Raw genomic sequence first — 19554 nt, 5'->3', positions numbered from 1 at the left:
ATGGCGCCGCCTCCGGTATTCAGGTGGAGGCATAACTCCTCGGTCCGACTGGGCCGGGGCGCCGTAGCGACCAACCGCGACCTCAAGGGGGTGGCATGTCCGTAGAACTGGGCAGCTCGAAGGTGCTTCCCGCGATTCCCGCGCAAGCAGCGCCGGCCGAGACGCCGGCACCGCACACGCATGACGACGACGCCATCAACACCCGCACGCTCTCCCGCTCCCTGTTCCTGCGGCTGGCCACGCTCGACAAGGACAGCGCGGAGCGTACGTACGTCCGTGACACGCTCATCGAGCTGAACCTCCCGCTCGTGCGTTACGCGGCGGCCCGATTCCGCAGCAGGAACGAGCCGATGGAGGACATCGTCCAGGTCGGCACGATCGGTCTGATCAAGGCCATCGATCGTTTCGACTGCGAACGCGGCGTGGAATTCCCCACGTTCGCGATGCCGACCGTCGTCGGTGAGATCAAGCGCTTCTTCCGCGACACGTCCTGGTCCGTACGGGTCCCGCGCCGCCTTCAGGAGCTGCGCCTGGCCCTGACCAAGGCCAGCGACGAGCTCGCGCAGAAGCTGGACCGCTCGCCCACCGTGCCCGAACTCGCCCTGTGCCTGGGCGTGTCGGAGGAGGACGTCGTCGACGGCCTCGCGGTCGGCAACGCGTACACCGCCTCCTCCCTGGACTCCCCCTCCCCCGAGGACGACGGCGGCGAGGGCTCCCTCGCGGACCGTCTCGGGTACGAGGACAGCGCGCTGGAGGGCGTGGAGTACCGCGAGTCCCTCAAGCCACTCCTGGCCAAACTCCCGCCCCGGGAGCGCCAGATCATCATGCTGCGGTTCTTCGCGAACATGACGCAGTCGCAAATCGGTGAAGAGGTCGGCATCTCCCAGATGCACGTCTCCCGACTGCTGACCCGCACCCTCTCCCAGCTCCGCGAGGGCCTGATCTCCGACTGACACAGCCTGACGCAGCCCGATCCCTGCCCGATGCGCGACCGGCACCGGTCGCCCGCTCCACGGGGCTATACACCTGACTGACCGTCAGTAACACTGGCCCCATGCGACGGACGGCGCTCGTCTCCTCATCGGCGGCCCTGCTGTGCCTCGGCACCCTGCTCTGCGGATGCGGGGGTGGAGGCGGCGACAAGGGCTATGTGGCGGTGGGCGCGGCCGGCCCGTCCGACCACCGCGCACCGACCCGGCCCGTACCACCCCAGGACGGCATCGAACTGGTGCCGCTGGACGGCTCCTCGCACACCAACGGGGGCAAGGACAGGCGCGACAACGGGGGCAAGAACGGGGACGGCACCGGCCCCGGCGACCTTGCCGCACCCCGCACGCCGGGCACCTCCGGCGACGGTGCACCCCCGGCGGGCGGAAGCGCCAACTCCCCTTCCGGCGCCTCCTCTTCCGGCACCGCACCTTCCGGCCGTACGGGCACCTCGCCCCACCCGGGCACCTCCGGCACCCCCGGAACCCCCGGCGGACCGGGGAGTGATTCCCCCTCCCCTTCGGTCCCCCACCGGCCGTCCGCGCCGTCGACGCCCGCACCCCCCAGCCGGCCCCCGGCCCCCGCGTCCCTCACCACGGAGCGGCCCCGCCTCGCCGACACCGACGTCCGCTGGTGCGAGAAGGTCAGCGTCACCTTCCGCAACACCGGCGGCAGCGCCGTCACTTCGGGCACCGTCACCCTGGGCACCCACATCATCGGCGCCCTCGGCGTCGACTGGGCCACCATCACATCGGCCCGCCCCCTGCCGGCGCCCCTCCCCGGCGGCACGGAGAAGACCGCCACCTGGCGCGTGTGCGTGGATGCCTGGCGCGTCCCCTGGGGCATGCACATCGACACCCGGGACGTGAAGGTGTCCTGGCGCTGACCGGAGCATCTGGCGGACCCGCCGGATGCGGAGTTGAATCGCGTACGCCCCGAGGGAGGCGCGATGGACACCGGCCGGCCGACCGCCTGGAGCTACTGCACGGCCTTCGCGGACCGTGTACTCGCCCACGCCCGAGGGGACCCGGCACTCCGCTTGCGGCTGCGGGACTCCTACCGCACCTGGGGAGTTGACGCGTCCGGCACCGAGGCCAAGGCCTGCGCCCTGATCGCTCTCGCGCTGCACTCCTGCGCCCTCGACCTGGTCGCGGGCGGCGCACCGACAGCCGCCATCGCGGGGCGAGTGCGGCTCTGCACCCTGGAACAGGCCCTCTTCGACCGCCCCGCCCACGAACTCTTCGCCGCGCTCCCCGCCCCGGCCGCCGAGGACGGCCACATCCTCGCACTCAAGCTCCTGCTCCACAGCCACGGGCGCAGGTGGTCGGGGCCGGCCACCACCACGATCTACTGGGTCCGCGTCGCCACCACAGCGGCCACCCTGCTCGCCGCCGCGGCACCCGACCCCCGGCTCCCCTGCTCCGCCGTACTCCCGTAGGGCGCTGCCGACGGATCTCCGCGGGAGAAACTTTCTTTCCTCCATCGGTCACATCTGGCTGCCGCGCGGCGTCAGGGCAGTGACAGCGACAGTGAGAGACCGAAGGAGAGACGGATATGGGAACGCGTGCGATCACGGCAGAGGTCCCGATGGTTCCGCGGATGTCCGAGGACCCCGCGCAGCTCGTGCCGGAGGTGGCTCAGGTGTCGGCGGCGCTGTTCAAGGCCGTCGGCAACGGGTCGGTGCCGCGCGCCACGATCAGCCTGGTCCAGCTGCGGGCCGGCCAGATCGTCGGCAGCACCTACCTGACTGTTCTGCACACGGGCTTCCTGCGCAAGGCCGGGGAGTCGGAGGAGCGGATCACCTCGGTGGCGTCCTGGCAGGACTCGCCGTACTTCACCGGCGCCGAGCGTGCCGCGCTGGCCCTGGTGGAGGCCGTGCTCCAGCCCTCCGCACACGGCGAGAGGGTCAGCGACGAGCTGTACGCCCTGGCGGCCGAGCACTACGAGGAGAAGGCGCTGGCCACCCTGATGTTCGCGATCGGCCAGGTCAGCTTCTTCATCCCCGTGGCGCTCATCGCCAAGCCGGTGCCGGGCCGGTCCTTCTCCGACCCCTGGAAGTGAGAACGACCGGAAGAACGCGCGGTGTCCGGGTCCCGGAGTGCCGGTCCCGGGCCCGGACCACCCCGCGTACAGAAGGCGGGCCCCGGTACGGGCGGCAGGGCTGTTGCGGGCCCGTGGGGAGGTCCGTGGTGGGATGGCGGCGTGAGCCGCGCCGTAGAAGAGACCAATCGCCGCATGCTGCGGGCACGGGATGCGATGGACCGCGCCTACGCGCAGCCGCTGGACGTCCCGGCGCTGGCCCGGATCGCCCATGTGTCCCCCGCGCACTTCGCGCGCACCTTCCGGGCCACGTTCGGCGAGACGCCGCACCGCTATCTGCAGCGCCGCCGTATCGAGCGCGCGATGTTCCTGCTGCGGGAGACCGAGCGCAGCGTGACGGACATCAGCTTCGACGTCGGCTTCTCCAGCCCGGGGACCTTCAGCCGCACCTTCCGCGACATCGTCGGCCGGCCGCCGAGGACGTACCGCAAGGAGGCACTGGCCGCGGGCGTGCCGACGTGCTTCACGATGGCGTGGACGCGGCCCGCAGGCTGAGCAGTTCCGGATAAGTTTCCCGCCGGCCCGCCCGGTAGCGTGATCGACATGTTCAACGCCATCACGCAATCGCAGATATACGTCCTCGACCAGGACGAGGCCCTCGACTTCTACGTCGGCAAGCTCGGCCTGGAGGTCACCGCCGACATCGACATGGGCTTCATGCGCTGGCTGACCGTCAGCGTTCCCGGCCACCCGGAGCGCCAGATCCTGCTGGAGAAGCCGGGCGCTCCGGCGATGTCCGAGGAAACGGCCCAGCAGGTCCGGGAGTTGGTGACCAAGGGGGCGATGGGCGGCTGGCTCATCTTCACCACGGACGACTGCCGCACGACCTACGAAACGCTCCTCGCCCGGGGCGTCGAGTTCACCGAGGAGCCCACCGACCGCCCGTACGGCACCGACTGCGGCCTGCGCGACCCCTTCGGCAACCGCATCCGCTTCACTCAGCCGAAGGCCTGAGGGACGGGCGTGCAGAGCACGAACGGCGCCCTCGTCCTCGCCGTACTGGTCATCGGCCTGGTGGTGCGGCAGCAGCTGCGCACCCGTCCCGTGCGGCGAATCGGCTCGCTGATCGCCCCGGCGGTCCTCGGTGTCCTGGGCGTCCTGGGGATCGCCTTCGGCGTCGCCTCGGTCGTCAAGGACCGTTCGCTGACCGCGCTTCCGGTCGTCCTCCTGGTGGTGAGCCTGGCTGCCGCGGCGGGCTTCGGCGCGGCCAGGGCGCGGACCGTACGCGTCTGGCGCGGCCCGCAGGGCGACGTGCTGCGCAAGGGGACCGCGGCCACGACCGGGCTGTGGGTGGCCTCGGTGGCCGTGCACCTGGGGCTGGGCCTGTGGATCGACCACGCGGCCGGGACCGGGGTGCTGGGGACGGTGTCCCTGTACGCGTACCTGGCGATCGGCCTGGCGGCGCAGAACCTCCTGGTACGCGCGCGGGCCACCACGCCGTGACCCGCGCTCGGCTGCGGCGCGTGTGCGGGGCCTCGCCATGGACACCGGTTCGATGGAGGATGCGTATCGCGGCCTCGGACCGGCCCTGGAACCCGAGGAGCCGCACCAACACGTCCGTCTGCTCGGGGAGTTGCCGATGACCGTCCGCCGTGTCGTACCCCATGTCCAGTCAACGGCCGTGGAGGAGAGCCGGGAGTTCTACGGCCTGCTGGGTTTCGAGGAGGTCATGAACCACGGCTGGATCATGACGCTCGCCTCGCCGGCCGTCCCGGCGGCACAGATCAGCGTCATGGCCGAGGACAAAACGGCGCCGGTCCCGCCCGACCTGAGCGTCGAGGTGGACGACGTGGACGCGGCCTACGCGGCGGTGAAGGCGAGCGGCGCGGAGATCGTGCACCCGTTGCAGGACGAGGAGTGGGGCGTCCGCCGCTTCTTCGTACGCGACCCCAACGGCCGGGTGGTCAACGTGCTGGGCCACCGCTGACGCCTTGAGCTCCGCTGGAGGCCCGGTCATGAACCTGCGGGCCGGTGGGGGCTGGTCGCGCCCACGCAGCGGAGCCGCATAGCGACACTGCCCCGCGCCCCTCACGGGGCACGGAAGTGCACCGGACGCCAACGAGCCCGCTCAGGCGTCGGCCGCCGAGTCCTTGCCGGACGCCTTCAGCTTCTCCGCGGCGCCCTCCGCGACGAAAGAACCCATCCCGCGGGTGGTGATGATGAGTTCCTCCTCCCGGAGAGCGGCCGTGACCTTGCGTACGGTCGCCCGCGCCGTACCGAATTCCTGCTCCAGCCGCACCTCGGAGATGAGGTGGCGCGGCGGGTACTCACCACTGGCGATCCGCCCCCGGATCACGTCGGCGATCTGGACCCACTTGGGGCGCAGCTGGCCTTCCGACAGGTGCTGCGAGACGAATGACCCCAGGCCCGGTTCGGTGTAGATCAGGCCCTCCGCGCGCAATCCACGGTGCACCTTCTGGGCCGTCACCCCGGCGATCCCGAACTCCTCCTCGATCTGGAGAACCGAAGGAACTCGCGCCCCGGGCGGATACGTGCCATCGGTGATCCGATCACGGATCACGTCGGCGACTTGGCGCCAGCGAGGCCGGTCAGGGGCAAATTCGATCACATGACCACGCTAGGCAAAGTGTGCCATTGCAAGCGAGATACTTTAGCCGTAGACAGATATATCAACCCTAGATAGGCTGCCCTCCAGCTAAAGGCCCCGGCGGCCGCTGCAACCGGCCCCGGGGCGTGGCCAACGCCGCATGAGGAGCGCCGACATGAGTCACCGTATCGCCCGCGCCACCGGATGGTTGCGGGAATTGCTCACCGCCCGGGTCGTCAACACCACGCCGCTGCACGACCACCCCCGGCCGCCGCGGCGGCACCCCCTCGACGAGCCGATCGACGGGGACGCGACCGCCATGGTGCGGCCCTACCTGCTCGCGTACGGGGTGGGGGGCGGGGCATGAGCGGAGAGGCCGCGGGGCTGCGGCTGCTGCCCTGGAGCGGGCCCGAAGGGCAGCAGTGTTACGTCGCGTCGGACGGGGACGGGTACGTGTCGCGACTGGCCGACCGGATGGAGGCGGTGCAGCTGGACGCGGGGGTCGAGGCGCTGGAGCGGGCCGGGGAGTTGTTGGGGGAACCCGAGGTGTCAACCGTCGAGCTGCGGGGGATGGTGCATCGGCTGGTCGAGGCGCTGTGGGATGTGATGCGGGTGGCGGACAGCCGGGGCGGACGGCTGGCCGCCGCCGCGGAGGCCGGGACAGGCGGGAGCGGCGGGGAGGCGGCAAGATGTCCGGGGGAGGCGTGATGACGAAGCGGTATCGGTTCGCCGATTGGACGCTGGCGGCGGACCCCGGTGACCGGGCCCGCTACGTCGGCCGGTGTGTGGTGTGCGGGGAGCGGTCCGGCGATATAGGGACGGCGGACGAGGCCCAGGTCTGGTGCCTCAAGCACGCGGGCCGCACGGGCGATACGCGCTTCGAGATGCAGGTGTCGCAGCGGTTCGTCGCGGCGCCGAAGGACGGGCCGTAGCGCGGCGTACGGGCGAGCCGTAGCGCGGCGTACGGATGGGCCGCAGCGCGGCGTGCGGGCGGGCGGGCCAACGGCCGCCCGGGCAGGGCGCGTTGCCTCAGCGGCGGCGGCGGCGCCCGCGCCAGGCGATCAGGGCGAAAAGCACCAGCGGCGCCGCGACGGCGGCCTTCGCCGTCAGCTTCGCCGACAGCCAGCCGAACCCCAAGGTCCACCAGCCCGTCCACCAGCACACGCAGCACAGCAGCCCGCCGACCAGGAGGGCGGCACTCACCGACACGGCGATGCGGACGGCACGGCCGTTCGGTTCGACGTCGTTGCACTCGCTCACCGGGCCGACGGTATGCGGACGGGGCCGAAGATCCAACGCGGCCCCGGAGCGAGCGCACATTTCCGGCCGGTCCTTGTGCCGAGCACGCTACTTCGCCCGTTCGGCCCAAGGGGGAGCGTGGCATGAGGGGGAGCGTGCGGAGGTGCACCCTCGCATCGGTTTCCCGTGGCGGGCCGCCCGCCGGCCGGACGCGGGCGGTGACACGGTGCCGGGCGTCGACTACGCCGTCATCGCCACCGGACAGGACGGGGTGCTGGCCCCGCCCCGGCACCCGTACCTGACGGCGGGGCCCGGCGCCGCGGTGCACCGCTGCACCGTCCAGCAGCTGTGCCCGCGGGACTTCGGCTCGCACTTCGGGCTGCCGTACGCCCCCATCGCGCTGCGGCCGGTGCGCAACGCCCTGGACCCGGCGACGGCGGGCAGGCCCGCCCGGGTGCTCGTACCGCCGCCCATCGGGTGACAGACGGTGGCCGAACAGGCGGACCGCATCAGCGAGTTGGCGGCTAGGAGAAGGCCAGCCAGGCCGCCGCGGCGACGACCACGATCGCGACGATGACACCGACGATCACGCCCACGCGCGGGCCGGAGGAGGCCGGGGCGGCGGCGCGGCGGCCCTGCGGCGCGCCCTCGTCCACGAAAGCCCGGAACATCTGGGTGCTGCCGGCCGGGTCGTAGTTGCCGTCGGCGGGGTTCTGGGGGTTGTTCGCCATAGGGAAGGACCCTAGCGAACGCCCGCGTTCCGGCACACCTCTGGGCTGCGTGTGACGCGGCACAGTCACAGTCACGGGTGCGGGCCCCGCGCCGCCGAAGTTCCGTACGGCATACGGGGCCGCGCGACTCAGAAGGGGACGAAGCCCGCCGAGCGGTCCAGGAGGAAGGGGCGGCCGGGGCGGTCAGGGGTCCAGCCGTCGGCGCGGGCAGCGCGGATGGCCGCGGCGACTTCGGCGGGCAGGAGCGGCGCCGCGGGGATATCGAGCCAGTTGGTGGGGTGGGCGCGGCCGGTCGTGACGACCAGGGCGGCGCCCGGAGCCTCGGCGGACTCGACCGCGTAGGTCAGAGGGGACCAGCCCATCCCCTGGCAGTAGGTGGGGCGGCGGCGGAGCTGCCAGCAATAGGCGACACCGTCGACGGTGATGCGCCGCGCCTTCTTCCTGGGCAGTGCCATGGCGCCCCCTCGCGTCCGTCTTGTCCGTATCCGCGGCCACCGCATCCCAGCACGCCCAGACCTACCCACCCTGACCAGCGCCTTTACATCACCCATCGGAGCCTTTGACCGCGGGGCGGATCAGGCTTTCCGGTTCCTTTACCCCACCGGCCCCAGATTCGTTTGCCTGCAACAACCAAATAGACCTACGGTTGCCTAAAGCAACAAATGAATGCGTGGAGGTGCCCGTGGCCGCTCAGAGTCAGTACGAGGAGCTGGCCCGGCAGCTCAGTGCCATCGGCGCGGTCAAGCGAGAGGTGGGGCGGCTGCTGCCGCCCGACTGCCCGCCCGCCTCGGCCGGGGTGCTCAGTCTGCTCGACCGGTACGGGCAGATGCGGATGAGCCGGCTCGCCGAGTTGCTCGCCATCGACATGTCGGTGACCAGCCGCCATGTCGCGCACGTCGCCGAGCGCGGCTGGATCGAGCGCCGGCCCGACCCGCAGGACAAGCGCTCGCGGCTGCTGAGCCTGACGCCGAGCGGCAGGGAGCTGCTGGCCAGGCTCGCCGAGCGCTACACCGAATCGCTCGCCCACTACCTGCAGGACTGGTCCGACGCCGACGTCGGCCACCTCAACGAGCTGCTGGCCAGGCTCCGTACGAGCTTCGGCGACTGCCGCAGCCGGGCGCACTACGACTCCACCACCCGTACACCCGCAGGATGAAAAGGAACCACATGGCTACGACCACACCAGCCGGTGTGCGGGGCGGCCACGCCAAACGAGGGGGCCACCCGGCCCCCGACGGGGCCCCGATGACGCACCGTCAGATCATGGAGGCGCTGTCCGGGCTGCTGCTCGGCATGTTCGTCGCCATTCTGTCCTCGACGATCGTCTCCAACGCGCTGCCCGAGATCATTCATGATCTGGACGGCGGACAGAGCGCGTACACCTGGGTCGTCACGGCGGCGCTGCTGTCGATGACCGCGACGACGCCGCTGTGGGGCAAGCTCTCGGACCTGTTCAGCAAAAAGCTGCTGGTCCAACTGGCACTGGTCATCTACGTGCTGGGGTCGGTGGTCGCCGGTCTGTCGCAGAACGCCGGGATGCTGATCGCCTGCCGTGTGGTGCAGGGCATCGGCGTGGGCGGTCTGTCCGCGCTGGCACAGATCGTGATGGCCGCGATGATCTCCCCGCGTGAGCGCGGGCGTTACAGCGGCTACCTGGGCGCGGTCTTCGCCGTCGCCACCGTCGGCGGCCCGCTGCTCGGCGGCGTGATCACCGACACCGACTGGCTCGGCTGGCGCTGGTGCTTCTACGTCGGCGTACCCTTCGCGATCATCGCGCTGATCGTGCTGCAGAAGACGCTGAAGCTGCCGGTGGTCAAGCGCGAGGGCGTCAAGGTCGACTGGGCCGGCGCGCTGTTCATCTCCGCGGCCGTGTCCCTGCTGCTGATCTGGGTCACCTTCGCGGGCAAGAACTACGACTGGCTGTCCTGGCAGACCTACACCATGATCGCGGGCGCGATCGTGCTGGGCGCGCTGTTCCTGCTGACCGAGTCCAGGGCCAGCGAGCCGATCATCCCGCTGCGGCTGTTCCGCAACAAGACGATCACTCTGGCCTCCGCGGCCTCGCTGTTCGTCGGTATCGCGATGTTCGCGGGCACCGTCTTCTTCAGCCAGTACTTCCAGCTGGCGCGCGACAAGTCGCCGACGATGTCCGGCGTCATGACGATCCCCATGATCGGCGGCCTGTTCGTCTCCTCGACCGTCTCGGGCCAGATCATCACCAAGACCGGCAAGTGGAAGGCCTGGCTGGTCACCGGCGGTGTGCTGGTGACGGCGGGGCTGGGTCTGCTGGGCACCATCCGCTACGACACCCCGTACTGGCGCATCGCGATCTTCATGGCGCTGATGGGCCTGGGCATCGGCATGATGATGCAGAACCTGGTGCTGGCCACCCAGAACCAGGTCGCCCCCAAGGACCTCGGCTCGGCGAGCGCGGTGGTCACCTTCTTCCGCTCGCTGGGCGGTGCGGTGGGCGTCTCGGCGCTGGGCGCGGTGCTCTCCAACCGCGTGGCGCACTACGTCAAGGACGGGCTGATGGAGCTCGGCCCGCAGGGCGCCGAGCTGGCCAAGAAGGCCGGGGGCGGGGACGGCATCCCGGACCTGTCCGCCATGCCCGCTCCGCTGCGCACCATCACCGAGGCCGCGTTCGGCCACGGCGTGGGCGATGTGTTCCTATACGCGGCGCCCTGCGCGCTGCTGGCCTTCCTGTTCACCCTGTTCATCAAGGAGGTTCCGCTGCGGACCCAGGGGGCGCTGGCGCAGTCCGAGGCTCCCGCGCCGTCCGCGGCCGCTCCGGCCGCCGCCGCGGCACAGGAGCCGGTGCCCGCGCTGGTGGGCGCGCCGGCTCCGCAGGACGAGCACACTCCGGCCTGGGCGCAGCAGAAGACGGCCGCGACCCAGCCGCTGGCAAGCTTCGCGTCCACGGGCGGCGAGCAGGCACCGCGGGGTCCCGCGATCCACGGGTTCGTACGCAACGCCGAGGGCAGCCCCGTCCCGCGCTCCGCGGTGACCCTGATCTCGCTGGGCGGCAGCCAGCTGGGCCGCTCGGTGGCCCAGGGCGACGGCTCGTACGCGCTCAGCGCCCCCGGCGCCGGCAGCTACGTACTGATCGCGGCGGCCGACGGCCACCAGCCGCAGGCCTCCACGGTCGTCGTCGGCGACCAGCCGCTGGGCTACGACATCCTGCTCTCGGGCACCAGCGGACTGACCGGCCAGGTGCGCAGCGCGGTCACCGGGCAGCCGGTCCAGGGCGCGATGGTCGTGGTCACCGATGTCCGCGGCGAGGTGCTGGCCACCGGGAAGACCGGTGAGGAGGGCCAGTTCGGCTTCGAGGAGCTGGCGGTCGGCTCGTACACGGTCGCCGTCAACGCCCTCGACTTCCGGCCGACCGCGCTGCCGGTCGAGGTCGGCGGCCAGGGCACCACCCGCCTGGAGATCGAGCTGCTGTCCGGCGCCCGTGTGCAGGGCATCGTGCGGGCAGGCGGGCAGGACGGTACGCGGCGGCCGCTGGCCGACGCGCGGGTCACGCTCGTGGACGCGGCGGGCAACGTCGTGGCCACCGCCACCACCGGTGAGGACGGCGCGTACGCCTTCACCGACCTGGACGCGGGGGACTACACGGTCATCGCCAGCGGCTACCCGCCGGTGGCCAACGGGCTGACGCTGGACGCCCGTGGCGTGGACGGCTACGACGTCGAGCTGGCGCACCCCGGGGACTGACCCGGGAGCCGGGGCCGTCCGCCGTGGGCGGCCCCGGCCTCAAGACCCCGGACCGGGGCGCGCTTTTGAGCGGAGACGCTCCCCGGTCCGGTCATCAGGGCGTGTCCGCGAGGCCCCGTCGTTCGCCCGTCGGGCAGGCGGGATCTCGCGGACACGCCCAGGGCTCCGGCGGCGGCGGGCACACAGGCAGGGGACGGCCTGCCCGCCGCCGGCCGGGGCCCGCACACGTATCAGGGCACGACATCGGGAGTGGGAATGAGTTCGACGGGCGGCGTGGGAGCGGGAGCGGCGGGGCCGGGGACCGGCGCGGGGGTGCGGGCGCAGGTGCGCACCCGGGACGGCTGGGCGGTGCAGCACGCGGTGCTGACCGTCACCGACATGACCGGCGCCCAGGTGCTGCGGGCCACCGCCGGGCAGGACGGGGCGGTACGCGACGAGCAGCCGCTGCCGGCCGGCCCGTACACGGTGATCGTCACGGCCGTCGGCTACGCGCCGGCCGCCGCCAGCGCGATCGTGACCGCCAGCGGCCGCATGGAGGTCGGCACGGTGGTGCTGGCGCGCCAGGGCGGCGCCGAGCTGCCCCCGCCGGGGACCTGGACCATCGACCCGATGCACTCCACGGTCGCCGCCGTCGCCCAGCACCTGGGGATCTCCAGCGTGCACGGGCGGTTCACCGAGTTCGGCGGCCGGATCGAGATCGCCCAGGAGCCGGAGAAGTCCGCGGTGCAGGCCGTCATCCAGGCCGCGACCGTGGATACCGGCAACGCGCTGCGCGACGGGCATCTGCGTTCGGCGGACTTCCTGAACGTGGAGACGTACCCGGAGATCACCTTTGTCAGTACGGGGATCGATGCCGCGGGGCCCGACCGCTGGACGGTGCACGGCGAGCTGTCCCTGCACGGTGTGGTGCGCCCGGTGGACCTGGATCTGAGCTACCTCGGCAGCGGCCCCGACCCGTGGGGCGGGGTGCGCGCCGCCTTCCGCGCCACGGCCGAACTGCGCCGCGAGGACTTCAAGATGAACTACAACCAGGTGGTGGCGGCGGGCATCGCGGCGATCGGCACCACGCTGCGGGTGGAGCTGGACATCCAGGCGGTGCAGGGGGACACGCTGCCGAGCGTGTAAAGCCGGTTCGGCACAAACCCGCGGCCGGTTCAGGTGCGCTCCGGCCGCGGGCTGAGGTCCTTGGGAGAGGGTGGCCTGCGGCCGGTCTGTGTCACCAGCTCCACGCAGATCTGCCGCAGTTTGATGTTCCGGCTCTGCGAGGAGCGGCGCAGGATCTCCAGGGCGGTGTCGGCGTCCACCCGCCCGCGCGCCATGATGATGCCGATCGCCTGGTCGATGACGCTGCGCGAGACCATCGCCCGGCGGACGTCCTGGGCCAGTTCCAGGTGGCGCTGGATGCGCTGGGCCACCACGACGGCGCCGGTGGCCCGCGCGGCCAGCAGCCGGGCGGTGTCCAGCCGGTCGGCGAAGACGCCCGGCGGGCGCGCGTACAGGTTGAGCGCGCCCAGCGACTCGTCCTCGTCCGCGAGCGGGAGGGCCATCACCGACCTGATGCCCAACTCCACGGCGGCCAGGGCGAACTCGGGCCAGCGCCGCTCCTCGGCGGAGTCGGCCACATGCTGCTCGCGCCCGCTGCGCATGCTGCTCAGACACGGCCCGCCGCTGCCCTCGTACTGCCGCTCGTCCAGCTTTTCCGCGGCCCCGTCGCTGCTGGCCACGGTGACCGGTACGCCCCCGCGGCGCAGGGTGATGCTGGCGGAGACGACGTCCGGCAGGGCCGCACTCGCCCGGTCGGTGAGGGTACGCAAAAAGGCGTCCAGGTCCTCGCTCTCGGCCAGGGACCGGTGCAGTGCGAAGGGATCCGGGGCGTTCTCACTGGTCATCGTGCGCGAGTTCCCTCACGCACAGTGACGAAACCCGGTGCCGTACGGGCCCGGGTACTCATGTCCCGTTGGCCGAGTTCACGATGCGCTGGGCGATGTCGCGTACCTTCACGTTCTCCTTCTGTGACGCCCTGACCAGCCGCCCGAACGCCTCGTCGCCGTCGATGTCGAACTTGCCCATCAGTAACCCGGCCGCCTGCCCGATCACGTCCCGGGTGCGCATCGCCTCGGTCAGCTGCTCCTCCGCCGTGGCGTTCTCCAGGGCGATGGTGATGTGCGCGACGAGCATCCGCCCCACGGCCACCGCCGTGTCGTCGAAGGCCTGCTCGCGCGGCGCGTACAGCGTCAGCACGCTCAGTCTGCGGCTGGTGGCGCGCAGCCGGTAGGAGAGCACGGAGCGCAGCCCCAGCGGCCCGGTGTCCGTGCCGTCGGACGCCACCCGCGCCACCGGCCGGTCCCACAGGTCGTGCCAAGGAGGCGGGGCGCCCGCGCCGTCGTGGAGCCGGTCGGCGGCGCGTACGGCTTCATCCGTGCAGGCCAGGGTGCGGATTCCGGCGGAGCGCTCGACGCTGGAGATGCCGGCGCACTCGGCGGCGGGCACGATCCGGACGGCGAGGTCCACGGCCGTCCGCATCGTCGCGCGCGGGCCGTCGGCGCCGTGCAGCGCGATGGCGGCCGAGGTCAGCGACTCGGCGACGGCAAGGGCACTCTTGAGAACCTGCCCGTCGGGCAGCGAAACGGCAGGCAGCGCTCCGGCGGGCAACGGCCCATCGGTAAACGGCACTTCGGAAGAATGCAGGGAATCCAACACGAACCTCTTCGGCGTGTACGACCGCACGGCCATACGCAGGAGAGCTCCGCAGCACATTCCCGACTGCGAGCACACGAATGCCCAACACTCTATCCTCCGTGGACTCTTCGGGTCGATCTCGATCGGAACGTTCCCCCGGCGTGCGCGGGCGTGATGAAATGGAGCGATCGGGTCAGGACGCGGCCTACTGCAGTGGGGTCCCCGCCGCCGCTCCCGCCCGGCCACGGACCTCTGGTTCACTGGTGGGACTGAGGAAGTCGATGTCACACAATCTGGTACGGCACGATCTCGACCGCTGCACGCTGATCGCCATGCCCGACGAGATCGACCTCGCCAACTCCGCCTCGCTGTACGACGACGCGCGAAAGATCGTCGAGGAGCGGACCGGCCAGCTGGACGCCCTCGTGATGGATCTCACCGCCACGTCCTTCATCGACTCCAGCGGCCTGGCGCTGATCACCTCGCTCGGCGAGCGCACCCGCGCCGAGGCCGACGCCCAGCTGCGCGTCACGGCCCGTACCCCCGCGGTCCGGCGCGTGCTGGAACTGGTCAACCTGCGGCGGGACGTACCGGTCTACGACGACCTGGCGGAGGCGCTGCTGGGGCGGCCGACGGGGTTTCCGGGGTGCTGAGGCGGGCGGCGGGTTACCCGGCTGTGAGAGGCGGGCGGCGGGACTTCCCGGCTGCTGAGGCGGGCGAAGGGATCTCCCGGCTGCTGTGACGGCCGACGGGGAGTCAATCCTGTGCTGCGGCTTCACCCTGCGCGCCGAGCTGGTCCCGCATCGCCTCGATGCCCTTGATCTGTACGTCGATGGCGACGCAGAAGTCGCGGTCGCGCATCTCCCGTACGGTCTCGGCGCCGCGCGCGGCCATGAACTGGGCGGCGAACTCCAGGTCCTGGGCGACCGCGGGCTTGTCGTTCACCGCGGACATCACCTGCTGGAAGTAGGCGTCCACGTTCACCCCCGCCTCCTTGCAGCGGGCGTTGAACAGTGCCTCGATGGTGGCGAAGCCGTACACGAACTGGAAGACCGACGAGAGCGCGCCGGCGATCTGCTCCATGGGCAGACCGCTGCTGATCATCATGCGGTGGGTGGCGTTGGCGAAGGCGAGGGCGTGCGGGCCGATGTTGATGAACCGGCCCAGCAGTTGGGCCACCCACGGATGCCCGGTGAGGACGGTGCGGTACTCGTAGGCCAGCGCGCGCAGATGAGCGGGCCACTCCTCGCGGGAGGCGGCCTCCTGCGGGAGGCTCATCTCGCCCATGGCGGCGTCCAGGGCCAGCTCCAGCAGGTCGTCCTTGGTCTCCACGTACCAGTAGACCGACATGGCGGTGACGCCCAGTTCGGCCGCCAGACGCCGCATGGAGAACTTCGTCAGGCCCTCGGAGTCCAGCAGCCGGACCGTGGCCTCGACGATCTTGTCGAGGTCCAGTGCGGCCGGCTGGTCCGCCTTCCGCTTGGCCGGGGGGCGGTCGGCCAGCCACACGCTGGTCCGCGGCTTCTTGGCGCGGCCGTCCGTCGCTGCCATGACGCGCCTCCCTTTCGCTGTGCGTGCTACTCGTACTGCGTACTGCCTGGTGGTGCGCCCTCGATGCTATTGCGCTCACGCGGCGCCCGGGCCCCCTAAGGGGCGCGGGGCAGTAGCGATGTGCGGCTCCGCCGCGTGGGCGCGACCAGCCACGACGGCGCCGCAGCCGCCCCACGCCCCGCCCGGGCTCAGCCGACGCGCTCCTGCGTCTCCTCGGCCAGGGCGCTCGGCGCCTGCACCCGCTGTGCGCGGCTCAGCAGCAGCGCCGCCACCAGGCCGCCCAGCAGTACGGCGACCGCGCCGACCAGCTGGCTGGTGTGGATGCCGGAGGCGAACGCGTCGGCGATCACCGCGCGGTCGGCGTCCGTACGGGCCTTGGCCAGCGCCGCGGTCAGCGAACCGGCGCCCGCGGCGAAGACCGGGAGCAGCGCGGCGAAGCGGATGTTGAGGACGGCGCCGAGCACGGCCACGCCCAGCCCCTGGCCGAACTCCATCAGCGTGCCGTTCACGCCCGCGCCGACGCCCGCCTTGGCCGGCGGGATCGCCGACATCACGGCGTTGGCCATGGTGGGCATGGCGAGCGCGATACCCGTGCCCATGACGATCAGGCCGAGCAGCATGCCGCCGTAGCTGTCGCCGCCGAGCGTGGCGATGGCGGCCAGACCGGCGGCCAGCAGCGTCATGCCGGTGACGATCGAGCCGGGGATGCCCAGCTTGGGGATCAGACGCGCCCCCAGGCCCGTGAAGTTGAGCAGGACGACGGTCAGTGCCAGCGGAGCCATCCGCAGACCCGCGTCCAACGGGCCGAATCCCAGGACGAGTTGCAGATGCTGGGTCAGCAGGAACATCGAGCCGCCCATGCCGAAGGCGACGAGGATGCCGCCCGCCACCGCGCCGACGAAGCGGCGGTCGCGGAAGAAGTGCATGTCCAGCATCGGGTACGGGGTGCGCAGCTCCCACAGGGCGAACAGCGCCAGGCCCACGACGCCGACGGCGGCCGAGGTCAGCACCCGGCCCGACAGCCAGCCGTGATCCGGGCCGGCGATGATGGCGAAGACCAGGCCCACCATGCCGATCATGGACAGCAGCGCGCCGAGCACGTCGGGGCGGTCACCGCTGGGGCTCTTGGACTCGGGGACGAGCCGGATCACCGCGATCAGGCCGAGCACCGCGACCGGCAGGTTGATCAGGAAGAGCGAGCCCCACCAGAAGTGGTTGAGCAGCGCGCCGCCGATCAGCGGACCCGCGGCGAAGCCCAGCGAGCTGACCGAGCCCCAGATGCCGATGGCCTTGGTGCGCTCACTGTCGTCGAAGATCTGTATGACGACGGCGAGGGTGGTGGTCATCAGCAGCGCGCCGCCGATGCCCATGCCCGCGCGGGCGGCGATGAGTTGACCTGGCGAGCTCGCCAGGCTCGCGCCCAGCGACCCGATGCCGAACAGCGCCAGACCGCTGGCCAGCATCAGCTTGCGGCCGTAGCGGTCGGCGGCGTTGCCCGCGGTCAGCAGCAGGCCGGACTGCACCAGCGAATAGGCGTTGAGCATCCACTGCACATCGGCGGTGGTCGCCCCCAGCTCCTTGGTGAGGGAGGGGATGGCGACGGTGAGGATGGTGTTGTCGAGGAGGACGGTGAGCTGAGCGAGACAGATGACACCGAGGATCAGCCAGCGCGCCGGATGGCGCGTCGGGGTCTCGGGGGCGGCGGGACCGGTGGATCCGGTGGCCACGGAGGACATGCGGGCTCCCTGCAGGGTGCGAGCGGATAGGCGTACACCGTACAAGTGCCGCTATACGCCGTACAACGCATTTTCTGCGGGAGCCCGCGCCCGCCCGCCACAGGGGCTGTGCCAGGCCCTACCGCCCCGGCTGTCGGCGATTGAGTAGTGGATCTTTCCTTGCCGTACGTACTCCTGGAAGCGGGCCGGTGCAGGGGACGGATCACTGCCGTTGAAGCCGACGATCGCCATCACGGGCTCTCCGGTGGCGAGTTGGTGGCTCGCTGCGTTCTGGGAGCCGACGGCGGCGGCCGCCCAGGTTGTAGTTGTCGGCGCCGCGCCGCAGCAAGGCCTTGGTCTCGGCGGCGGCCGACGGCCCGGCGGTGACGATCGAGCCGCCGTGTGCGGTGCCGACCGTGGCGAGGGTGTGGGCGAGCGGACCGGCCAGCGCACCGGCGATCGCCAACGCGGGCGCGCAGGGCCGGCAGCGCGAGGCAGGTGGATCTGGTGGGGCGGGAAGGGGGATTTGGGGCTTTGGGGGCTTCGGGGGCTTCGGGGTGGGGGAAGGCGGCTGGGGTTGTCGTGAGCGGGGTGGTCATCGTGTGGTCCTGGGGGCGGGGTGGGCGCTGGAGCGGTGGCGGTGGGGGCGAGTGTCGAGGTGAGGGTGCGGAACGTAGGGGTGCGGGTCGCGGTCGGGGTGGTGGTCGTGGTGATGCGCGATGACCTCGTCGTGGCTGTCGTCGCCACCCTCGTGGCCGTACGACTCCCCGTACGACGGCTCGTACGACTTCCCGTACGGCGGATCGTACGGCGGCGGTTGCGACTGCGACTGCCGCACCCGTTCGCGCTCCCGCTCCCGCTCTCGTCCTCGCTCCCGCTCCGGGAACACCCACACCCGCAGCAGCAGGAAGCGCAGCGCCGTGGCCGCGAGGTTGGCGGCGACGAGGACGGTGAGTTCGGTGGCGTGGGAGGGGTGGCCCGAGGCGGCGTCGAGGGCGGCCAGGGAGCCACTGGTCAGGGCCAGTCCGATGGCCAGGACCAGCAGCCCCTGTGCCTGGTGGCGCAGGGCACGGGCGCGGCCCCGCAGGCCGAAGGTGAGCCTGCGGTTGGCCACCGTGTTGACGAGGGCCGACAGCAACAGGGCGATGCCGTTGGCCAGTTGGGGTCCGGGCCCGGCCGCGCGCAGGAGCGAGTAGAGCAGGAGGTGGAGCAGGGTGCTCAGGGCGCCGACCGCGCAGAAGCCGAGCAGCTGGCGGGCCAGGCCGCCCGGTACGCCGGTCAGCTCGCGATCGCGCGGATCGTCGCCGAAGGGCCGCGCGAGACGGTCCAGCGGCAGCGCCCCGGTGGCCAGCGCCCGACCCACCCGCCACATGCCTTTCAGGCCCTCCACCGCCGTACGGACGCTGCGTACGGCGCTGTTGGCGTCGTCCGCCCAGTCCACCGGCACCTCGTGGATGCGCAGCCCCGCCCGCTCCGCCAGCACCAGCAGCTCGGTGTCGAAGAACCAGCCCGCGTCCTCCACCAGCGGCAGCAGCCGCGCCGCGACATCGGCGCGCACGGCCTTGAACCCGCACTGGGCGTCGGTGAATCCGGCGGCCAGCGAGCCGCGCAGGAGGAGGTTGTAGGCGCGCGAGATCACCTCGCGCCGGGGGCCGCGCACCACGCGCGAGGTACGGGTCAGCCGGGTGCCGATCGCCAGGTCGGAGTGGCCGGAGATCAGCGGGGCGACCAGCGGGAGCAGGGCGTTCAGGTCGGTGGACGGATCCACGTCCATATAGGCGAGGACGGGGGCGTCGGAGAGCGACCAGACGGTACGCAGCGCCCTGCCGCGCCCCTTCTGCTCCAGCCGGACGGCCGTGACCTCCTCCAGGGCGTCGTCCAGGCGGGCCGCGGCCTCGGGGGTGCGGTCGGTGCTGGCGTTGTCGGCGATGGTGATCCGGAAGCCGTAGGGGAAGGTGCGGACGAGGTGCCGGTGCAGCCGCCGTACGCAGGGTTCCAGGTCGGCCTCCTCGTTGTGCACGGGGATCACGACATCGAGGACGGTGCCGGTCTCGCCCGGCCGCAGGTGCGCGCGGGTCGGCAGTGAACCGGGGTGCGATGGGGGCGGATTCGCCGTACGGGACGTGTGGGACGGCTCTTTCGACGTCATGCACCGACAGTCGACGGGTGCGCTGTCACCGGCGTGTGATGGGGCTGTGGGCCGCCTGTGGGTGTGTGCGTGTCGGGTCACCCGCAGGCGCGCATCGCGCCCCATAAGGCGCGCACGCGCCTCACAGGGAGCGCGGGG

At 71.7% G+C, this 19554-nt stretch carries 26 protein-coding genes; 16 read left to right on the top strand and 10 right to left on the bottom strand.

Annotation, left to right across the window (positions count from 1 at the left end; genetic code table 11):
- Positions 1 to 95: 95 nt before the first annotated feature.
- The 8 genes from AC4IJH_RS31295 (at position 96) to AC4IJH_RS31260 (ending at position 5014) form a co-directional block, all read left to right on the top strand.
- Positions 96 to 953, top strand: a complete 858-nt coding sequence (locus AC4IJH_RS31295) for an RNA polymerase sigma factor SigF (RefSeq protein WP_490855298.1) — start codon at positions 96 to 98, stop codon at positions 951 to 953.
- 101 nt (positions 954 to 1054) lie between these two features.
- Entirely contained in the window at positions 1055 to 1873 is an 819-nt protein-coding gene (locus AC4IJH_RS31290) for a hypothetical protein (protein WP_490855297.1), read from the top strand.
- Between the two features lie 63 nt (positions 1874 to 1936).
- On the top strand, positions 1937 to 2425 hold the full coding sequence (locus AC4IJH_RS31285; protein ID WP_490855296.1) for a hypothetical protein: 489 nt from the start codon (positions 1937 to 1939) through the stop codon (positions 2423 to 2425).
- Positions 2426 to 2541: 116 nt separating this feature from the next.
- Positions 2542 to 3048, top strand: coding sequence for a carboxymuconolactone decarboxylase family protein (locus AC4IJH_RS31280; RefSeq protein WP_490855295.1), 507 nt, complete (start codon positions 2542 to 2544; stop codon positions 3046 to 3048).
- Between the two features lie 141 nt (positions 3049 to 3189).
- Entirely contained in the window at positions 3190 to 3582 is a 393-nt protein-coding gene (locus AC4IJH_RS31275; RefSeq protein WP_490855294.1) for a helix-turn-helix domain-containing protein, read from the top strand.
- A 48-nt stretch (positions 3583 to 3630) separates the two neighbouring features.
- Entirely contained in the window at positions 3631 to 4041 is a 411-nt protein-coding gene (locus AC4IJH_RS31270; protein WP_490855293.1) for a VOC family protein, read from the top strand.
- A gap of 9 nt (positions 4042 to 4050) precedes the next feature.
- The gene (locus AC4IJH_RS31265) at positions 4051 to 4530 is read left to right on the top strand and encodes a hypothetical protein (protein WP_490855292.1); all 480 of its coding nucleotides are present in this window, start codon (positions 4051 to 4053) and stop codon (positions 4528 to 4530) included.
- A gap of 136 nt (positions 4531 to 4666) precedes the next feature.
- Entirely contained in the window at positions 4667 to 5014 is a 348-nt protein-coding gene (locus AC4IJH_RS31260) for a VOC family protein (protein WP_490855291.1), read from the top strand.
- Positions 5015 to 5155: 141 nt separating this feature from the next.
- Here the strand turns inward: AC4IJH_RS31260 and AC4IJH_RS31255 are convergent, their stop codons facing one another.
- Positions 5156 to 5656, bottom strand: coding sequence for a GntR family transcriptional regulator (locus tag AC4IJH_RS31255; protein WP_490855290.1), 501 nt, complete (start codon positions 5654 to 5656; stop codon positions 5156 to 5158).
- A gap of 154 nt (positions 5657 to 5810) precedes the next feature.
- On the opposite strand from AC4IJH_RS31255, the gene AC4IJH_RS31250 reads away from it, so the two are divergent.
- From AC4IJH_RS31250 to AC4IJH_RS31240, 3 genes are read left to right on the top strand one after another with little or no spacing between them, the layout of a single operon-like run.
- Positions 5811 to 6002 carry a hypothetical protein gene (locus tag AC4IJH_RS31250; RefSeq protein ID WP_490855289.1) on the top strand — a complete coding sequence of 64 codons (192 nt, stop codon included), beginning with the start codon at positions 5811 to 5813 and terminating at the stop codon, positions 6000 to 6002.
- On the top strand, positions 5999 to 6343 hold the full coding sequence (locus AC4IJH_RS31245) for a hypothetical protein (protein ID WP_490855288.1): 345 nt from the start codon (positions 5999 to 6001) through the stop codon (positions 6341 to 6343). Before AC4IJH_RS31250 ends, AC4IJH_RS31245 begins: the two co-directional genes overlap by 4 nt.
- Entirely contained in the window at positions 6343 to 6567 is a 225-nt protein-coding gene (locus AC4IJH_RS31240) for a DUF7848 domain-containing protein (RefSeq protein WP_490855287.1), read from the top strand. Before AC4IJH_RS31245 ends, AC4IJH_RS31240 begins: the two co-directional genes overlap by 1 nt.
- Positions 6568 to 6664: 97 nt before the next feature.
- On the opposite strand, the gene AC4IJH_RS31235 is transcribed toward AC4IJH_RS31240, so the two are convergent.
- Positions 6665 to 6895: a hypothetical protein gene (locus AC4IJH_RS31235; protein WP_490855286.1), complete on the bottom strand. Its 231-nt coding sequence runs from the start codon at positions 6893 to 6895 to the stop codon at positions 6665 to 6667.
- A 142-nt stretch (positions 6896 to 7037) separates the two neighbouring features.
- On the opposite strand from AC4IJH_RS31235, the gene AC4IJH_RS31230 reads away from it, so the two are divergent.
- Positions 7038 to 7355: a hypothetical protein gene (locus AC4IJH_RS31230; protein ID WP_490855285.1), complete on the top strand. Its 318-nt coding sequence runs from the start codon at positions 7038 to 7040 to the stop codon at positions 7353 to 7355.
- Positions 7356 to 7398: 43 nt separating this feature from the next.
- Here AC4IJH_RS31230 and AC4IJH_RS31225 read toward each other — a convergent pair whose 3' ends face one another.
- Both AC4IJH_RS31225 and AC4IJH_RS31220 read right to left on the bottom strand, forming a co-directional pair.
- Positions 7399 to 7605, bottom strand: coding sequence for a hypothetical protein (locus AC4IJH_RS31225; RefSeq protein ID WP_490855284.1), 207 nt, complete (start codon positions 7603 to 7605; stop codon positions 7399 to 7401).
- Between the two features lie 128 nt (positions 7606 to 7733).
- A complete protein-coding gene (locus AC4IJH_RS31220) occupies positions 7734 to 8060 on the bottom strand; it encodes a hypothetical protein (protein WP_490855283.1) in 327 nt (108 codons plus the stop codon).
- A gap of 227 nt (positions 8061 to 8287) precedes the next feature.
- Here AC4IJH_RS31220 and AC4IJH_RS31215 point away from each other — a divergent pair, with 227 nt between their 5' ends.
- The 3 genes from AC4IJH_RS31215 (at position 8288) to AC4IJH_RS31205 (ending at position 12447) form a co-directional block, all read left to right on the top strand.
- A complete protein-coding gene (locus AC4IJH_RS31215) occupies positions 8288 to 8761 on the top strand; it encodes a MarR family winged helix-turn-helix transcriptional regulator (RefSeq protein ID WP_490855282.1) in 474 nt (157 codons plus the stop codon).
- Between the two features lie 89 nt (positions 8762 to 8850).
- A complete protein-coding gene (locus AC4IJH_RS31210; RefSeq protein ID WP_490855281.1) occupies positions 8851 to 11322 on the top strand; it encodes an MFS transporter in 2472 nt (823 codons plus the stop codon).
- A 255-nt stretch (positions 11323 to 11577) separates the two neighbouring features.
- Complete coding sequence (locus tag AC4IJH_RS31205) at positions 11578 to 12447, top strand: YceI family protein (RefSeq protein WP_490855280.1); 870 nt, start codon at positions 11578 to 11580, stop codon at positions 12445 to 12447.
- 29 nt (positions 12448 to 12476) lie between these two features.
- Here the strand turns inward: AC4IJH_RS31205 and AC4IJH_RS31200 are convergent, their stop codons facing one another.
- Together AC4IJH_RS31200 and AC4IJH_RS31195 are read right to left on the bottom strand one after the other, a co-directional pair.
- Positions 12477 to 13211 (bottom strand): ANTAR domain-containing protein, encoded by a 735-nt coding sequence (locus AC4IJH_RS31200; protein WP_490855279.1) that lies wholly within the window; start codon positions 13209 to 13211, stop codon positions 12477 to 12479.
- 58 nt (positions 13212 to 13269) lie between these two features.
- Entirely contained in the window at positions 13270 to 13974 is a 705-nt protein-coding gene (locus AC4IJH_RS31195) for a GAF and ANTAR domain-containing protein (RefSeq protein ID WP_490855278.1), read from the bottom strand.
- Positions 13975 to 14282: 308 nt separating this feature from the next.
- On the opposite strand from AC4IJH_RS31195, the gene AC4IJH_RS31190 reads away from it, so the two are divergent.
- Positions 14283 to 14654 carry an STAS domain-containing protein gene (locus AC4IJH_RS31190; protein WP_490855277.1) on the top strand — a complete coding sequence of 124 codons (372 nt, stop codon included), beginning with the start codon at positions 14283 to 14285 and terminating at the stop codon, positions 14652 to 14654.
- Positions 14655 to 14757: 103 nt separating this feature from the next.
- Here AC4IJH_RS31190 and AC4IJH_RS31185 read toward each other — a convergent pair whose 3' ends face one another.
- From AC4IJH_RS31185 to AC4IJH_RS31170, 4 genes are all read right to left on the bottom strand, one after another.
- Positions 14758 to 15552, bottom strand: a complete 795-nt coding sequence (locus tag AC4IJH_RS31185) for a TetR/AcrR family transcriptional regulator (RefSeq protein ID WP_490855276.1) — start codon at positions 15550 to 15552, stop codon at positions 14758 to 14760.
- A 188-nt stretch (positions 15553 to 15740) separates the two neighbouring features.
- Complete coding sequence (locus tag AC4IJH_RS31180; protein WP_490855275.1) at positions 15741 to 17288, bottom strand: MFS transporter; 1548 nt, start codon at positions 17286 to 17288, stop codon at positions 15741 to 15743.
- 51 nt (positions 17289 to 17339) lie between these two features.
- Positions 17340 to 17720 carry a mannosyltransferase YkcB-related protein gene (locus AC4IJH_RS31175; RefSeq protein ID WP_490855274.1) on the bottom strand — a complete coding sequence of 127 codons (381 nt, stop codon included), beginning with the start codon at positions 17718 to 17720 and terminating at the stop codon, positions 17340 to 17342.
- 142 nt (positions 17721 to 17862) lie between these two features.
- Positions 17863 to 19416 (bottom strand): bifunctional glycosyltransferase family 2/GtrA family protein, encoded by a 1554-nt coding sequence (locus tag AC4IJH_RS31170; protein ID WP_490855273.1) that lies wholly within the window; start codon positions 19414 to 19416, stop codon positions 17863 to 17865.
- Positions 19417 to 19554 lie beyond the last annotated feature (138 nt).

This window comes from Streptomyces sp. UF-297, from assembly GCF_058245575.1.
Note: the sequence above shows the minus strand (reverse complement) of the source record. Positions and strands in the feature narration are given on the sequence as shown.

What these genes read in the sequence shown, in the direction of transcription:
- AC4IJH_RS31190 (WP_490855277.1), top strand. Translation starts at nt 14,283, where the DNA reads ATGTCACACAATCTGGTACGGCACGATCTCGACCGCTGCACGCTGATC.
- AC4IJH_RS31185 (WP_490855276.1), bottom strand. Translation starts at nt 15,552, where the DNA reads ATGGCAGCGACGGACGGCCGCGCCAAGAAGCCGCGGACCAGCGTGTGG.
- AC4IJH_RS31170 (WP_490855273.1), bottom strand. Translation starts at nt 19,416, where the DNA reads ATGACGTCGAAAGAGCCGTCCCACACGTCCCGTACGGCGAATCCGCCC.
- AC4IJH_RS31280 (WP_490855295.1), top strand. Translation starts at nt 2,542, where the DNA reads ATGGGAACGCGTGCGATCACGGCAGAGGTCCCGATGGTTCCGCGGATG.
- AC4IJH_RS31245 (WP_490855288.1), top strand. Translation starts at nt 5,999, where the DNA reads ATGAGCGGAGAGGCCGCGGGGCTGCGGCTGCTGCCCTGGAGCGGGCCC.
- AC4IJH_RS31240 (WP_490855287.1), top strand. Translation starts at nt 6,343, where the DNA reads ATGACGAAGCGGTATCGGTTCGCCGATTGGACGCTGGCGGCGGACCCC.
- AC4IJH_RS31290 (WP_490855297.1), top strand. Translation starts at nt 1,055, where the DNA reads ATGCGACGGACGGCGCTCGTCTCCTCATCGGCGGCCCTGCTGTGCCTC.
- AC4IJH_RS31285 (WP_490855296.1), top strand. Translation starts at nt 1,937, where the DNA reads ATGGACACCGGCCGGCCGACCGCCTGGAGCTACTGCACGGCCTTCGCG.
- AC4IJH_RS31200 (WP_490855279.1), bottom strand. Translation starts at nt 13,211, where the DNA reads ATGACCAGTGAGAACGCCCCGGATCCCTTCGCACTGCACCGGTCCCTG.
- AC4IJH_RS31210 (WP_490855281.1), top strand. Translation starts at nt 8,851, where the DNA reads ATGACGCACCGTCAGATCATGGAGGCGCTGTCCGGGCTGCTGCTCGGC.
- AC4IJH_RS31225 (WP_490855284.1), bottom strand. Translation starts at nt 7,605, where the DNA reads ATGGCGAACAACCCCCAGAACCCCGCCGACGGCAACTACGACCCGGCC.
- AC4IJH_RS31220 (WP_490855283.1), bottom strand. Translation starts at nt 8,060, where the DNA reads ATGGCACTGCCCAGGAAGAAGGCGCGGCGCATCACCGTCGACGGTGTC.
- AC4IJH_RS31260 (WP_490855291.1), top strand. Translation starts at nt 4,667, where the DNA reads ATGACCGTCCGCCGTGTCGTACCCCATGTCCAGTCAACGGCCGTGGAG.
- AC4IJH_RS31250 (WP_490855289.1), top strand. Translation starts at nt 5,811, where the DNA reads ATGAGTCACCGTATCGCCCGCGCCACCGGATGGTTGCGGGAATTGCTC.
- AC4IJH_RS31295 (WP_490855298.1), top strand. Translation starts at nt 96, where the DNA reads ATGTCCGTAGAACTGGGCAGCTCGAAGGTGCTTCCCGCGATTCCCGCG.
- AC4IJH_RS31270 (WP_490855293.1), top strand. Translation starts at nt 3,631, where the DNA reads ATGTTCAACGCCATCACGCAATCGCAGATATACGTCCTCGACCAGGAC.
- AC4IJH_RS31205 (WP_490855280.1), top strand. Translation starts at nt 11,578, where the DNA reads ATGAGTTCGACGGGCGGCGTGGGAGCGGGAGCGGCGGGGCCGGGGACC.
- AC4IJH_RS31180 (WP_490855275.1), bottom strand. Translation starts at nt 17,288, where the DNA reads ATGTCCTCCGTGGCCACCGGATCCACCGGTCCCGCCGCCCCCGAGACC.